Here is a 14,620-nt window from a genome sequence, read left to right as displayed (position 1 = left end):
TTCGCCGGTTTCCTTGGCCAGGACAGTCAGACAGCCGGACAGTCCGGTCCCGAGACGCCCCCACTGGCCATACAACGGCATTCAAATCAATAGATGGTGAAGGGGGGCATTGCGTTCTCGGACGGCGGCCGCCGATTCGTTACGACAGTCAGGCCCTCCCGGATCGGCCCCTCCCGGACTCCAGTGGTCGGCCCTGCGTGCCCTGCCTCGCTCGGTGCGCTTCTTCCTCGTCGCGCTGGGTCCGGGCGGGGTGGCACTGCTCGCCGCAGCGCAGACCGATGACGGTTCCCGTTCAGGCCGCGAAGCGCACCGCGGGCACTATGGCGCGGCGTCCGACCCATACCGCACAGGGACCGAGATCACCGAGAGCGAGTACGACGGCGTCGGCAAGCAGAACCAGCGAATCATGGTCGCCGTGTACGGTCTCATCGCTGCGGGCGGCGGCACTTTCACTCTCGTCATCGCTGAGCTGGACGCCGCTTCACGGCTTCCGATGCCACCTGCCGGTGAGCCAACTTGACCGGGGGCGTCCGCCGGGTGATACCGGGGGGCTTCGTTGCCGTGGCCCCATACCAGGAGCGTTCGAGGAGTTCCTTGCCCGGCAGGCATCCCTCGATGCGCAGTCACGTGCCGGCTCGTGCTGCTTCGGTCCGCTCCGGGGGTTGGCCAGCACCGCTGGATTGTGTTGAGCGTCATGCCGAGCTGCCGTGCGACGGACCGCTTGCTGTTCTCTGGCACGCTGCCCACGCCCACCTCATCCACCGCGACGACGTGAACAACCGCACCCGGGCTGTGGAGAGACGGTACTGGCTCGCCACCTCCGCCACGTGCTGCCGTCCCGGAGGCCGGGGGCCGGGGCCGGGGCCGGGAAGGCGCCGAGGCCGTCCCGCCGGCAGGCCGCCGAGCACGGCCACACCGACGCCCTGCACCCCCTGGCGGTAATGGCAGAGGAGGCTGTTGTGGGTTCAGCTCAGGTCTGTGGCGTATGCCGCCTCGCGGACGTCCTGTTGCGGGTGGTGGCGCAGCGTGACGATGGCTGTGCGGCAGGTTTGCGGCCAGTTTTGGCGGGTGCCGAGGGCTGTGGCGAGGCTGACGGCGAGGAGGCCGGCGGTCAGGCCGCCATCGTTGCTGAGGGCAGTGATCGTGGCGAGGACGGCGGTGGGGTCGCTGAGCGGGGTCCCGTACCGGTGTGCCTCCTCCAGATCCTCGGCCACCCGGACCGCGAGGACGGGACGGCCTTCGATCGCGGCGATCAACTCGCGCATGGCGAGCGAGAGTTCGAGCTCGGTGGCCTGCAAGTCGATCGATCGTACGAGGAGGGCGGTGCGCAGGGCCGTGAGCGCTGGTTCCGTGGCCAGTCGCCGGGCCAGGGCCGCACATATCCGGCGGTCTTGGACCGGCGAGTTGAGGAGGGTCTCCAGGCGGCGGCGTGCGGGTAGGTCGCCACCGTGCGGGCCGCCTTGGGGTTCACCGGCCGCGATGAGTTCCAGAAGCCGGTCGACGACGTCGCGCAGCAGGCTGCCGGGTTCCACGCCACCTATGGGGTGGGGCAGGCCGGACTGGGCCAGCTCCGTCAGTCCGTGACGTGCCCGCCAGATACTCAGCGGCGAGGTGAGGTCGGTGTAGACCTTGGCCAGCGTCGTGCCGGCTGCGGGCGTGTACTGTGCCCAGTCGCGGAGGCTGAACAGGGCCTGATCGGCCGTCTGTTGGTCTGCGGTGAAGGGCAGTCGGGCGACGAGCTGTCCGTATCGTGAGCGGTGGGGGGCGGCCAGGTCTGCCGGGTTGAGGTCGAGGAGCGTGCGCCGGGCGGGGTCCGGCCCGTCGGTGGCCGCCGATTCCAGCAGGGCCCACATGTCCTCGCTCGGCAGCAGCGTGGTGGCCAGCGCGACGACGGCGGCTTGTACGTCCGGGTGGACGCCGGGGGTGCGGGCCACGGTGGACAGCAGTGCGGTGGCGGCGGCTGGGGGCAGGTGGCGGGCGGCGAGCCGGGCGGCCGCTTTCCTGACGGTGATCTTCACTGCGCTGTCGCGGGTCAAGACGTCATGGAGCAGGGCCGCCAGCCGCGTGGGGCGGGCGTGGGCGGCGGCGCGGGCGGCGGCGGACCAGGCGGCTGCCGCGCGGTCGTCGCCGGCGTGCTCGAGCAGGGTCCCCAGGGCCGCGGCCGGGTCGTCCGTGTGTGCGGCCGCGTCCAGGGCCGCCGCCGTCAGAGCCGACTCGGCAGGGCGTGGCGTGGACGTGACCGCGTCTTCGGGCCCGGTCGTGGCCGGCGAGGAGGCGGTGTACTGCCGCAGCAGGGACCTCCCGTGCTGCGGCACCGGGGCCACCGCACGCAGCAGCGCGGCCCGTTCGCCGATGCTGCGGCCGGGCTCGGCGATGGCGGTCGCGGCCAGCCGGACCGCGGCCTGCTGCTGCCGGGGCAGCCACCGGTCGGCGTGGCGGAAAGGGGGCAGTGGCCGGGCGGTGCCGGGCACGGGGAAGCGGCCGCCCGGCGGTGGCGTCTCGGTCAGGGCGTGGTCGAGCAGGTCGGTTCGCTGCGCGGCGAGTACGGCGAGCACCTGCGGCAGGAAGACCGCGGACGGCTCCCGTGCCAGCAGGTCCGCCACGCGGTCGCCGCGGGGCACGGGGGCGGCCAGCCAGGCCGCGGCGACCTCACCGAAGTGGCTGTCCGGGCAGGTGCGCAGGGCCTGTTGGAGCCGGTCCTGAAGCTCTGGGACCTGGTGCGCCCGGTGGCCGCAGGACTTGACCAGTGCCAGCAGCGGCCGGACGTCGCCGTGGGCGGCGGCCCGGTCCAGCCACGGGCCGAGGGCCTTGAGCACGGCGCGTATCCCGCTGACGCGCAGCTTGTCGTCCAGGCGGCCGAGTTCCACGGTGGCCGTGTGAGAGGTCAGGGCCTGTATGAGGCGTACGGCAGTGTCCATGGCAGCGCTGCCGAGGGGGCCGGCGTGTGCGTTGGTGGTCGTCGTGCCGGCGGCCGGGGCCTCGTCGGCAGCGGTGGCGAGCAGGGTCACGGCCAGGGTGCGGATGGTGTCCCGGGTGCCGCGCGAGCAGTCCCGGGCGCCCAGGGCGTCGAGGCACAGCCGTTCCAGGGATGCGGAGCCGGTGCGGCCTGAGGCCGACGCGTCGGCCTCGAGGGCTGCCGCGAGCAGGGACGCCGGCAGGTCGGCGAGGGCGGACAGGGCCTCCCCGCGTACGGGGTCGCGCTCGTTGGTCAGCCGGTCGGCGCCCAGCGCGAGAACCTCGGCGACCTGCTGCGGATCTCGGGTGTGTCCGGCGTTGGCGGCCAGCTGGTTCCAGATCGTTCCGCGCTCCTCGGCGTCACCGGAATGGAGGGCGGCCAGCAGTTCGGCGCGGGCCTCGGCGGGCGGCAGCAGGGCGAGCAGGCCCCACAGGTCCCAGCCGGAGTGGCGTCCGGCACGAAGTGTCTCGATCGCGGCGCGGGCACGGACGCGCCGCTCGGCGGCCGGCAGCAGAGCGAGCACCCCTTCGTGAGCGCGGACGTTGGGGCGTGCTTCGCCCGCGGTGACGACGGCGTCCAGGAAGCCGGGCCGGCGCGCTGGTGGCATCGAGCGCAGCAAGGAGTTGAAGGCCGTCCGGTGGAACCACCGGGCTCCGAGGCTGGGCAGAGACGGCGGATCTGCCGTCACCAGCTGGCGCATGACCGCCCTGCCGGGTGTCCGTTCCCACCGTGCTGCCGCCCGGCCGGGGTCGGCGAGCCAGCGAGTGACGCGCTCGGCGTCCACGGCGACGAGGTCGCCCAGCCGGTCGTGCACCGGGCCCGGCAGGTCGTCGGGGCCGTACCGCTCCAGCATGTCGAGCACGCGCCCCGGCGCGGCGGGCAGGGCGGCGGCGATTCCGGTGGCGTGCCGCTGCCACCAACGATTACGCAACCGCTTGGGGAGAGAGCCGAGTTCACGCTCCATGTGGTCGAGGACGGCGACGGGATGGCGCCTGGCCAGCGTGCTCCAGTCCTCGTACGCGAGCGCCCCGGCGAGTTCGGGCAGCAGCCGCGCGGTGAACTGTGCGGAGCAGCCCGGCAGCAGGCGGGCCGCGTCCACGTCTCCGTACTCGGCGCGTACACGCGGCACCAGCCGCTCGGCGAGTGCGGGCCGCCGCCCGTCGCGCAGCAGTCGTGCGAGGTCGGCACGGACCACGGCGGGCGCGTCGTCGTAGGCGGCCTCGACAGCGCAGTCCGGCACCGGCAGCCGCCGGGCACCGCGCAGCGCATACCGGCGAACCACCGGGTCCGGGTCGCCGAGACGGGCCTCCAGGTATCCCTGCTCCCCGGCGGCAAGGGCCGCCAGCGCGGCGAGGCGCCGCTCGTACGGGCCGAGCACATCCAAAGCGCTGAGCAGCGGCCGAAGTTCGCCTCGGGCGGCAAGCCGGTGAGCGGTGACGGCGGTGCAGCGGAGCCGGGCGGCGTGCGGCAGGGATTCGAGGGCGGCGAGCAGCTGCTCGGCAGTGGAGATCATCACGGGCATTGTGCCTGACGGCGTCACCCGCCCCCATCCATAACCGGACGCCCGCCGCCCGCAGTGCTCCTTCCCCCTGGAGCTTTTTGTTGTTCGGGCGGGTTTGGGCAGTTTCGTGCTCGTTCGTTGCCGTGGACTGTCGTTGCCGGGCCGGTGAACGCGTGTGAGGGCCTGGTGTGGTGGGTCAGTGTGTCGTGCTGGTGAGGAGTGTCTCGATCGTCGAGTGGGGGTTCCAGTCGGCTTCGAGGCCTGCCAGCCGTGCGGCGGCTTGGTGCCAGGCCGCCGGGCTGGTGCCGAGTCCGGTGTGTACGAGGTGGGTGAGGAGGGTGCGGGCTTCGGCGGTCTGTGGTGGGGCGTCGGTGCGGCGGGCGGCGGCACCTAGGTAGGTGAGGAGCCGTGCGGCCGGGGCCGCGAGGCGGATCAGGTCTGTGCCGTTCAGGAGGCCGGCTGTGAGGAGCCCGTCGAGCTGGGTGGTCGGCGCGTGGTGGAAATTGCCGGCGAGTCCGTGCCGGGCCCGTTCCCGGGTGAGCCGTGCGCTGCCGGACAGGCCGTCGGGGCCCGGCTCGGGCAGCAGGGCCGCGTGTCGCAGCCGTACCTCTTCGGGGACGCCGTCCAGGCGGATGATGTCCTGCCAGTAGGGGAGGGGTTCTTGGACGTGGGCGGCCTTGAGAGCGGTCCAATCCACGCCCTCGCCGGGCGGGAGGGATTCGATGAGGTCGCGGGCGTGCGGGGCGTGGCGGGCGCGCCGCAGCTTGCGGATGAGTTTTTCCGGCGCCAGTTCGCGGTCGAGCCGGGCGCGCAGGACGGCGGCGGGGTCGGCGGACGCCAGGGCCTTGGCGCAGACGGTGGTGGCCGAGCGTCCCAGTACACCCCGCCCGGCGAGCCGCGTGAGCCGGTCGGCACCGCCGTGCTCGAACAACGTCAGGCAGCCCAGCAGCTGGTGCCCGAGACCGAGCCGTGGGGCCTCTTTTGCCAGCAGCTCTTCCACGAGGTCGGGTTCGGCGGAGCACAGCCACATCAGGCCGCCGGCGGGCCGGGCGGAGCCCTGGGTACGCCAGTCGGCCAGTACCCGGGCGCCCAGGGACGGCTGCCCGGTGCCGGGCCGGGAGCGGGTCACGATCCGGTGGACGGCGGGCCGCGGGTTCCAGTGCCGCAGCAGGGCGAGGTCGACGTCCGGGTCTTCGAGGTCGACGAGGCGCTCGACCGCGCCGCTGTGGTGCATCCAGCGGGACTGGGCGGCCAGGACGCGCAGCGCGTTGGGGTCGCGGTCGGTGAGGAGCCGGTCGAGGACGGGGCGTGGTGTGCGGTCGTGGCGCAGCAGGTATGCGGCGAGCAGCCACGGGCCGTCGGGGCCGAGCCGGGGCACTACGGAGTCGACCACCTCGGTGCCGGCGAGGCAGAGCAGGGTGCCCTCCGGCCAGGCCCACAGGTGGTCGCCGCGTTCCAGCAGCTGGATCGCCTCGTCGGGGCTGCCGGGCCTGGGCCTGCCGATGGACGTACCAGCGGCTGCCGCCGGACCGGCACCGGCCTGTGCGCGCTCCAGCAGCTGCGCCCAGGCCAGCCCTTCCGAGACGGCTTCGGACGCTGTCACGATCGCGGCCAGGCGGAGCCAGGCGTCGGGGTCGGTGCCGAGTTCCGCGTGCAGCCGGCGGGCGAGGGCGGCCCGCCACGCGTCGGCGAACGCGAGCCGCCGCCAGTCGTAGGGCAGCAGGAGCAGGCGCCGGGCGGGCAGCAGGGTGAGCAGCTCCTCGGCGGGCAGCACACCCTGTACGTAGGCGCGCTCGAAGTGCTGCGCGCCGGATCCGTACGTCTCGGGGAGCTGCGCACGCACCTGCGAGAGGCTGGGCGCCTCATAGGCGAAGCCGTTCTTGGCGGCGGGGATCCCGTGGGCTGCGCAGGCGTCGGCGAACCAGCGGGGGGTGGCGAGGCCGGGCGCGGTCGCCTGCTCGTACTCGCTCAGCGCGCGCAGCACCTCGGGGTCTTCCGGCCGGGGCGCACCGTCGGGGGCGAGGGAGTACAGCAGGTCGAGCGCGGCCAGAGCGTGCGTCTGCTGGGGTCGGTGGGGTGTTGGCCGGGATGGGGGTGCTGAGGTGAGCGTTTCGGGCTCGGTGGTGTCCTCGGCAGGGAGCTTCGGCTGGGCGGCGTCCACGGCCGACGTCTCGGACTGGGCAGGTGGCTTGGGCTGGGTAGGCGGTTTCGGCTCGGCTGGCTGTTCGGGCACGGTGGCGGCTTCAGCCGTGGCCGGGCGGCCCGCATCGGCAGCCGGCCGCACGGCTGTTGTCCGCTGCCCGGGCAGCGGCGCGTCGTGCGCCGCCCCGCCCGGCGCCCGTTCACCCTGGCTCCTGCTCGTCAACGGCCGGGGCGGCAACACGGCGGCTCGCGGTTCGCCCTCGGCGGCAGCCTCGTCCGGGGCCTTCCCCGCCTCGGCGATCAGCTCCGCAACCGTCCCCCCGTGCCCGGGCAGCAGGGCATCGAGCGCGGCCCAGGCCCGCGCCCGCTCTCCCAAGTGCGCCTGTGTCAAGGCCTGCAGCTTCGCGGCTGCCGCCGCGCCCAGCAGATCCCGTTCGGCGAGGCGGGCGAGCGCGGCCAGAGCGTGAACGGCGGGGCGCGCGGTGCCGATCAGCTCGACCGGGTCGAGGAGTCCCGCAGCCGCCATCCCCTGCGCCCAGGCGGCGGCGCTGTCATCGAGTTCCTCCTGGGCGAGGCGCCGCGCGGGCGGGGTGATGTTCCCTGCGCGGCGGCCCCCGGCCCGCCACGGCTCGTTGAGGACACTCAGCCGGAACATGTGGCGCTGCGCATCGCTCGCCGCCTCGTGGCGGGCCAGCTCCTCGCAGGCCTTGGGCATGAACGGGGTCGCGGCGTGGGCCGCGGCGAGGGCGTCTAGATCATGGGCGTACGGCTCGGACAGCAGGTCGCGCAGGGTACTGGTGCCCCGTGCGCCGGCGAGCAGCGCGGGCAGCCGGGCGGGGTCCTCGTACGGCTCGCCCTGCGCGCGCAGCCGGCGAGGCCCGTCGCCGTCCGGGGCGGCCAGGGCCTCGGTCACCGTGTCCACGACGGCCCGGCTCAGCAAGGGCGCTGTGGCGGGGTCGTCGAGCAGGGCGCGTACGGCGTCCGGGCCGGTCCGTTCCCAGATTCTGAGCAGGGCGTACTGCTGGGCGACGTGGCGCACGCCCCACCGCAGTGCTGCGGCCACGAGCTGCGGGTCGCCCGAGCCGAGCAGCGGGGCGAGCCAGGTGCGCGGGGCCTGGCCGTGCGGCGCCGTCAGCTCGGCGCGCAGCGTGTCGTCGAGTGCCACGGTGTCCAGGCGCTGCGCGATGGTGCGCCGCAGGGACTGGGTGGTGCGCGGGTTGCGGTAGACGGCGGCGGCGACCATGGCATCGCCGACCGCGACCAGCCGGGCCAGGACGCGGGTGTCGAGCCGGGGATGGCGGGCGAGGGCTGCCCGGGTGCGGGTGTCGCCGTGTTCGACGACGGTGGCGACGAGGGCGGGCGCGGGCACGGTCCCGCCGGCCAGCAGTTCCGTGGTCACCCGCTCGGGCAGGGCGGCGAACGCGGCCGCGGCATGCCGCGGCTCCGTGTGCTCGAGGAGCAGGCCGAGTGTGTCGTGGACACTGCGGGGCGCGGGCGCACGAAGCGTGCCGCCGGACGCCGCGGGCCCGGCAGGCTCCGGCGGGGCGGCGAGCAGTTCGGGCAGACTGCCACGGTGTTCGGCCAGCGCGTCGTACAGCCAGCACCAGCGGGCCGCGTCCGCACCGAGGTGGCACCCCGTCAACTCCCTGAGGTACGTGGCGGCCTCATCGTCGGCTCCACCTGCAGCGGCGACCCTGGCCGCCACCGAGCGCGCGGGCCGCGCCCCCTGAACCGCCTGCAGAGCGCCACCACCGCGCGGCCCTGCGCCCTCCGTGTCCCGGCCGGCCCGGATCACCATCTCGCGCAGCAGCCGCTCCGCCGCCCCCACCAGCGTCTTCGTCATGGCCGCCATGCTAGACACCGACCTGACCGCCCCCGTCGTCGCACCAGCACCCACCTCGCCCGCCCCGCCGGGCGCGAGCAGTGACACTTGCGGCGGCTGCCCGCGTTGGGTGGGCCGGGGGCCGAAGGAGTGCGGGTACGGGCGCGGGTCCCCGCACGTCCCCTCGAACGCCCCCGGCACGCCGACGCAGGGCATCACTTGCCCGGCGCCGTGCCCCGGCACCAACTGCTTCCGCCTGACTCGCGTCTGACTGGTCTGCACCCTTGACTGGTACAGACCAAAGCGGTTGAGTGTGCCTCCACACCCCCCACCACGGCCGCCCCCACCCCATATCCGGCCCACCGGTACGTGCGGTGCGGGCCCCGCTTGCGCCCCGCCGAAGGGAACGGACGGCCGTGCCACGCAAAGGAGTTGATTCCAGTGTCGAGACGCCGCCTCTCCGCCGTCCTGGCCGCTCTCACCCTCGCCGGCACCGCCCCGGTGCTGCTCCCGGCCGCCGACGCCGCTGCCGCGGCGTGCTCCAGCTACCCCAACTGGGTGGCCGGCAAGTCGTACAACGCCGGCGACATCGTCCGCTACACCGACGGCAAGGCCTACATCGCCGAGCACGCCAACCCCGGCTATGACCCGGTCATCAGCACCTGGTACTGGGAGCCGTACGCCTGCGACAGCGGCCCGGGCACTCCCAACGGGCGCTTCATCGTGACGGAGGCGCAGTTCAACCAGATGTTCCCCAACCGGAACTCCTTCTACAGCTACAGCGGCCTCACCGCGGCCCTGAGCGCCTACCCCGGCTTCGCCAACACCGGCAGCGACACGGTGAAGAAGCAGGAGGCCGCGGCCTTCCTCGCCAACGTCAGCCACGAGACCGGCGGTCTGGTGCACGTGGTGGAGCAGAACACCGCCAACTACCCGCACTACTGCGACTGGAGCCAGCCCTACGGCTGTCCGGCCGGCCAGGCCGCCTACTACGGACGCGGCCCGATCCAGCTGAGCTGGAACTTCAACTACAAGGCCGCGGGCGACGCGCTCGGCATCGACCTGCTGAACAACCCCTGGTTGGTGCAGAACGACTCGGCCGTCGCCTGGAAGACGGCCCTGTGGTACTGGAACACCCAGACCGGCCCCGGCAGCATGACCCCGCACAACGCCATGGTGAACGGCGCCGGTTTCGGCCAGACGATCCGCAGCATCAACGGCTCCCTGGAGTGCGACGGCAAGAACCCGGCGCAGGTGCAGAGCCGCGTGAACAACTACCAGCGGTTCACGCAGATCCTCGCAACGCCTCCCGGCGGCAACCTCTACTGCTGACGGCGGGACTTTGCGGACACGACCTAGGGGGTGTCTCGTCGGCGCATCGGGGACCGACGACAACGCGGCGAGGCGCGGTGCCAGGCGCCGCGAGCCCGGCATGATCGGCGAGACGTCCCCTAGGGCAGAGACGCGCCGGAATGCCAAGCCCCTGCCCAGTCCGGCCACGGGCATCCGGCGCGTGCCGTGAAGGTGAGGGCTTGGTCGGGTGAACGATGCCTGGCCAAAGTCATCCATCTGTCCAGCCAGCCGCAACTGCTGCTCGCCGTAGTGGCTGGCCGTCGCCCCCCCGTTCCGGCACCCGGAGCAGGGGGGGACTACTCCGCCCCTGCGCGAACGGCCGCCGGCCGCACGGATGGACGTGCGGCGAGCCACCCCGCTCTCTGCTCCGCATGAAGGCGCCTGGCATCGGCTGCCCGTGTAGCGCGCGGCGACTTACCATGGTTGACACCGGTGTGTGCATGGATGTGAGGGGGGCACGCCGTGGCCGTCTATGAACTCAGCAACCGCCTGGTCGTCGGTATCGCCTCCAGCGCACTGTTCGACCTGGCGGAGGCGGATGCCGTCTTCCGTGATCAGGGAGAGGAGGCCTACCGCGCCTACCAGGAGGAGCACCTGGACGACACGCTGGACAAAGGCATCGCCTTCCCCTTCATCCGCAGACTGCTGTCCCTGAACGACCTCTCACCCGACGACCCTCTGGTCGAGGTCATCGTCCTGTCCCGCAACGATCCTGACACCGGGCTGCGGGTCATGCGATCCATCCAGGCCCACGGCCTGTCGATCAGCCGGGCCATCTTCATGCAGGGCCGCTCGCCCTACCGCTTCATGCCCGCTTTGAACATGTCCCTGTTCCTGTCCGCGAACGAGACGGATGTCCGCGAGGCCGTCGCCCTCGGGCTGCCCGCCGGCCGCGTCCTCGGCCCTGCCGCGGCCGACGAGGACGATGACCGGGACCTGCGGATCGCCTTCGACTTCGACGGGGTCCTCGCCGACGACGCCTCGGAGCGGATCTACCAGAGCGACGGCATCAAGGGCTTCCTCTCCCACGAGACGACGAACGCCGCCACCCCGCACGACCCAGGACCACTACGGGACTTCCTCGCCGGCATCAACCGGCTCCAGCAACGCGAAGAAGAACAGCGGGCCAGGGACCCGGACTACAAGATCCGCGTCCACGTCTCCCTCGTCACCGCCCGCAACGCCCCCGCTCACGAACGCCCGGTGCGCAGCCTGAAGAACTGGGGCGTGACCGTCAACGACGCCTTCTTCCTCGGTGGGATAGACAAGAGCACGATCATCGAGGTCCTCAGGCCCCACATCTTCTTCGACGACCAGGTCGGCCACCTGACCGGCACCGCCCGCAGTACACCCAGCGTGCACGTCCCCTTCGGAAAGTTGAACGAACAGGGCCGCCCGGCACCAGAGCAAGCGCAGCAATGAGCCCCGTGCCGGACAACGCTGGCGCCGACGACGAGGCCGGCACGGTGACCGGGACATGCCGACAGCCATCGTGTCCGTGGCCACGTCACCGAATGAGAGGACTTCTTCTCCCGGCGCGCTGCGAGAGGATGAGCTGCTGCCCAGGAAGCGGCTGCGACTCGCCCCGAGCGGGGGCGCCGCGCTTACGGCCGAAATGCCGTCGATCTGCTTGAGCAGCGACCGGGCTTCGACGGTGCGGCGGTGTTCCGGGCCGAAGGATGGCAGGCAGGCGTGGTTAGACGGTACGCACGCCGAGTGCGACCGGGTCGGCGACAGCCGGGCGGACTTCTCGCACAAGCACCGCCGACACGGCGTGAACGTGCAGGTCGTCGCCGATCCCGAGGGCAAGCTGCTGTGGATCTCGCCCGCACTGTTCTGACGTACTCACGACCTGACCGCAGCCCGCACCCACCGCATCATCCGGATCTGCGAACGCCAGGGCGTTCCCGTCCTGGCAGACCGCGCCTACATCGGCGCCAGCCCCTGGATGACCACGCCGATCAGACGACTCCCGCACCAGGAACTCAACCCGTCCCAGCGGACGGTCAACCGGGCCCTGCCAGCGGCACGAGCACCCGTTGAACGAAGCGTCGCAAGACTGAAGTTCTGGCGCATCTTCCGCGAGCCCGCTGCAGTCCCAACCGCATGACGGTCATCGCCAAAGCCGTCCTCACCCTGGAGAGCCAACGCTGAAAACGTGCGGTGAAGGAATCAGGCCAGCCTCCTACCTATGGCTTCACGTCGAGACGCACGAGCGCGCCGATCTCAACGAGTTGGTCCGGCAGTGCCAAGTCGGAAATGCCCATGACCGTGGTTCGGCCCTGCAGTTCGAAGTCGCCTGCGCCCAGGAAGTTGCCGTGACGGTGATGGGACAGCTGCCCTGACACGTAAACCGTGTCACCGACCTGGGTGGCCTGACTGTACCCGTACAACGACTCCCACGGCATACCAAAACCAAATGCCTTCGCCTGAGAACTCATGAGTCACTCCTTTGAAACAGTGCGCGGGACCGTCGGTTGCAGACACTCCGTGCACGCAGAAGTTACAGGTTCATACAAACGATGCTTGTCTGACAGCGAAGTGAAGTGTTCTCTGCGTGACAAAAATGGCTGCAGTGAGCTCTTTGACAGCGACCACTGATCGGGTGACAGACTGGCGTCCCGCAGAGCACGAGGCTCCTGTGACGTTCAGAGAGGTGTTCGACGTCTCAACTAATCGGCGCAGGACCTCGTTGGCTTACCCTGCCGCACTCGACCTGCCGCACGCCCTGGTCGAGTGGGTGTCCATGCACCGGCCGCACCCACGACCTGACAGCGGCCCGAACCCACCACATCATGCGGATCTGCGAAGGCCAGGGCGGCCCCGACCTCGCCGACCGCGCCTACATCGGCGCCTGCCCCCTGGGGGACCACATCGATCAGGCGGCTTCCCCATCAGAACCTCACCACGACCCAGCAGACGATCAACCGGGTCCTGTCAGCGGCACGAGCACCGGTGGAACGAAGCTTCGCGCGACTGAAGTCCTGGCGCATCTTCCGCAAAGCCCGCTGCAGTCCCAACCGCATGAACGTCATCGCCGCAGCAGTCCTCACCCTAAGGGCTGTCCCGTAAATGATCTTCTGGTCGTCTCGGGCATGGTTGGCCGCCGTGCGACCCGCTTGCCTACCCGGCGAGGGCGAGGTTGTGCATCCGGGCAATGCCGAGCATGGCGTGGTGGACGCCCTCGCCCTTGAGACGGCAGTCGCGGAGGATCTTCCACGTCTTCATGCGGGCGAATACGTGCTCGACGCGGGCCCGGACCTGCCGGTGGGACTTGTTGTGCTCCTCTTTCGAGGCCGGGAGTTCGGTCTGGCTGCGCTGGCGGCGGTGTGGGATGACGAGTCCGGTGCCCGGGTAGCCGCCGTCGGCGATCGTCAGGGTCTTGCCGACAGCGGCCTTGGCGCCGGACTCCTCCCATGCCTTGCAGTCGTTGCGGTTGCCGGCGAGCGGCCTGCCGACCACGACGACCAGGCGGGTGACAGCATCGATGACGACCTGGTGGTTGGTGGAGTACCGGTAGTTCTTCGACCGCTCGGCGATGGTGTGGTCCCGGGTGGGGACCAGGGTGCCGTCCACAATGAGCACGGTGCCCTTGGCGAACCGCCTGCGGGGCCGCAGAGCAAGCGCGGGACCGAGGTGGTCGATAATCCGGTCGGCCGCGGACTTCGAGATACCGAAAAGCGGCGCGAGTTGGCGCATCGTCAAATTCGTCCGCCAGTAGGCCGACACGAGCAGTACCCGGTCCTCCAGCGAAAGGGACCACGGTCGGCCCTTGCGGACCGGATCCGCACCTTCGCGGCGGAGAGCGGTCACCAGCTTCCTGAAGGAACGCGGGCTCAGCCCGCTGAACGGGGCTGTCCAATACGGCTCCGACGCCGTGATCACACCAGCCACCACAAGATCGTTCCACGATGCCCGGCACAACAGCGCGATCCTCTGTCTCCCCGCCCAGCGCCGGCCACGCCGCATCCTGTAGCAACGCCCACGTTCAGTCTCTACAGTCACCGCATGGCCACCGAAGACCAGCACCCATGGAACCCCAACATCGCCGCGATGCTCACCAACCAGACGAGCGCGTGCAAGCCAGCACGCGAGGCCATCGCCGCCGGCGCCGAGGTAAAGGTCTGGGACAGGGAGGTGCCCCAGTGGATGGTCGCCGGCATCGCCGCAACGAGGTTGAGACGGTCGTTGAAGCGCGGCCTGCAAGAGATCATCGGCCTCGACGAGACCGTTGAGATCCTCGCACGGCACCGCGGCGAGAACCTCCGTACCGGGACCATCGACTCAGCAGACCGGCTCTGGTTCTTCAATCTGTACTTCGACGCCACCGGGACCGAGCTCTTGGCATGCAGCGGTGTCAAACGCCCTCGGCGGCCCAGCACGAAGGACTCGTTCGAGCCCTGAGCTGATCCGCATCCGCCCTCTGCCCGACCGCGGCTGCCACTACCTGCAGAACCTCAGCTTCGAGAAGCAGGTCATGGAGGCAGGCATGCCGAAGAAATCTCAACTGCGTTCAGGCATTACGGGACAAGCCTTAGAGCGTCAACGCTGAAAGAGCTCAGTGTCTGAATTTCGGTCGAATCAGTGCGCGGCGTCATTGGGGAGCGCGATCGCAACGCGGCGAGCGTGCGGGCGCCAGAATTCGCACCTGACCGGGTTCAGACACTCAGGCCGCACGAGAGCGGCGTTTCTTCAGATGTGCGAACGCGTGCTCGCACACCACCTGCTCCGCAGTGAGCAGCTTGTTGACCTGTCTCTGCGCCGGGTGACCGGTCGGTTCATGGCCGCCTTTTAGCCGCGCGGTGGGCGAGGAGACTCAGGGCCACCGGGCTCAGCCGAGTGAGTG

8 protein-coding genes and 2 pseudogenes are annotated in these 14,620 nt (G+C 71.1%); 6 read left to right on the top strand and 4 right to left on the bottom strand.

Annotated elements, in window-relative coordinates; translation table 11 throughout:
• The first annotated feature begins 214 nt into the window (after window positions 1–214).
• The gene (locus ACSU6L_RS00260; protein WP_437052280.1) at window positions 215–520 is read left to right on the top strand and encodes a hypothetical protein; all 306 of its coding nucleotides are present in this window, start codon (window positions 215–217) and stop codon (window positions 518–520) included.
• Window positions 521–965: 445 nt separating this feature from the next.
• Here ACSU6L_RS00260 and ACSU6L_RS00255 read toward each other — a convergent pair whose 3' ends face one another.
• Both ACSU6L_RS00255 and ACSU6L_RS00250 read right to left on the bottom strand, forming a co-directional pair.
• Complete coding sequence (locus ACSU6L_RS00255; protein WP_437052278.1) at window positions 966–4,469, bottom strand: hypothetical protein; 3,504 nt, start codon at window positions 4,467–4,469, stop codon at window positions 966–968.
• 184 nt (window positions 4,470–4,653) lie between these two features.
• Window positions 4,654–8,442 carry a hypothetical protein gene (locus tag ACSU6L_RS00250; RefSeq protein WP_437052276.1) on the bottom strand — a complete coding sequence of 1,263 codons (3,789 nt, stop codon included), beginning with the start codon at window positions 8,440–8,442 and terminating at the stop codon, window positions 4,654–4,656.
• Between the two features lie 420 nt (window positions 8,443–8,862).
• Between ACSU6L_RS00250 and ACSU6L_RS00245 the strand changes: the two genes are divergently transcribed.
• From ACSU6L_RS00245 to ACSU6L_RS00235, 3 genes and pseudogenes are all read left to right on the top strand, one after another.
• A complete protein-coding gene (locus tag ACSU6L_RS00245) occupies window positions 8,863–9,753 on the top strand; it encodes a glycoside hydrolase family 19 protein (RefSeq protein WP_437052274.1) in 891 nt (296 codons plus the stop codon).
• Window positions 9,754–10,236: 483 nt separating this feature from the next.
• A complete protein-coding gene (locus ACSU6L_RS00240) occupies window positions 10,237–11,196 on the top strand; it encodes a 5'-nucleotidase (RefSeq protein WP_365518797.1) in 960 nt (319 codons plus the stop codon).
• A gap of 274 nt (window positions 11,197–11,470) precedes the next feature.
• Window positions 11,471–11,928 (top strand): annotated as a pseudogene (locus ACSU6L_RS00235) (transposase family protein); the annotation flags it as partial.
• Between the two features lie 35 nt (window positions 11,929–11,963).
• On the opposite strand, the gene ACSU6L_RS00230 reads toward ACSU6L_RS00235, so the two are convergent.
• Window positions 11,964–12,215: a RidA family protein gene (locus ACSU6L_RS00230; RefSeq protein WP_437052271.1), complete on the bottom strand. Its 252-nt coding sequence runs from the start codon at window positions 12,213–12,215 to the stop codon at window positions 11,964–11,966.
• A gap of 312 nt (window positions 12,216–12,527) precedes the next feature.
• Between ACSU6L_RS00230 and ACSU6L_RS00225 the strand changes: the two are divergent.
• Window positions 12,528–12,846: pseudogene (locus ACSU6L_RS00225) on the top strand (transposase family protein); the annotation flags it as partial.
• 51 nt (window positions 12,847–12,897) lie between these two features.
• Here ACSU6L_RS00225 and ACSU6L_RS00220 read toward each other — a convergent pair.
• Complete coding sequence (locus ACSU6L_RS00220) at window positions 12,898–13,668, bottom strand: transposase (protein ID WP_437052269.1); 771 nt, start codon at window positions 13,666–13,668, stop codon at window positions 12,898–12,900.
• Window positions 13,669–13,782: 114 nt separating this feature from the next.
• Between ACSU6L_RS00220 and ACSU6L_RS00215 the strand changes: the two genes are divergently transcribed.
• Entirely contained in the window at window positions 13,783–14,178 is a 396-nt protein-coding gene (locus ACSU6L_RS00215) for a hypothetical protein (protein ID WP_437052267.1), read from the top strand.
• Window positions 14,179–14,620 lie beyond the last annotated feature (442 nt).

This window comes from Streptomyces sp. enrichment culture (assembly GCF_964272855.1).
GTDB lineage: Bacteria > Actinomycetota > Actinomycetes > Streptomycetales > Streptomycetaceae > Streptomyces.
The sequence above is the reverse complement of the archived record's forward strand: the minus strand, read 5'-3'. Positions and strand labels throughout refer to the sequence as shown.

Coding starts and splice junctions, on each gene's coding strand:
- ACSU6L_RS00255 (WP_437052278.1), bottom strand. CDS start 4,469: ATGATCTCCACTGCCGAGCAGCTGCTCGCCGCCCTCGAATCCCTGCCG.
- ACSU6L_RS00250 (WP_437052276.1), bottom strand. CDS start 8,442: ATGACGAAGACGCTGGTGGGGGCGGCGGAGCGGCTGCTGCGCGAGATG.
- ACSU6L_RS00230 (WP_437052271.1), bottom strand. CDS start 12,215: ATGAGTTCTCAGGCGAAGGCATTTGGTTTTGGTATGCCGTGGGAGTCG.
- ACSU6L_RS00215 (WP_437052267.1), top strand. CDS start 13,783: ATGGCCACCGAAGACCAGCACCCATGGAACCCCAACATCGCCGCGATG.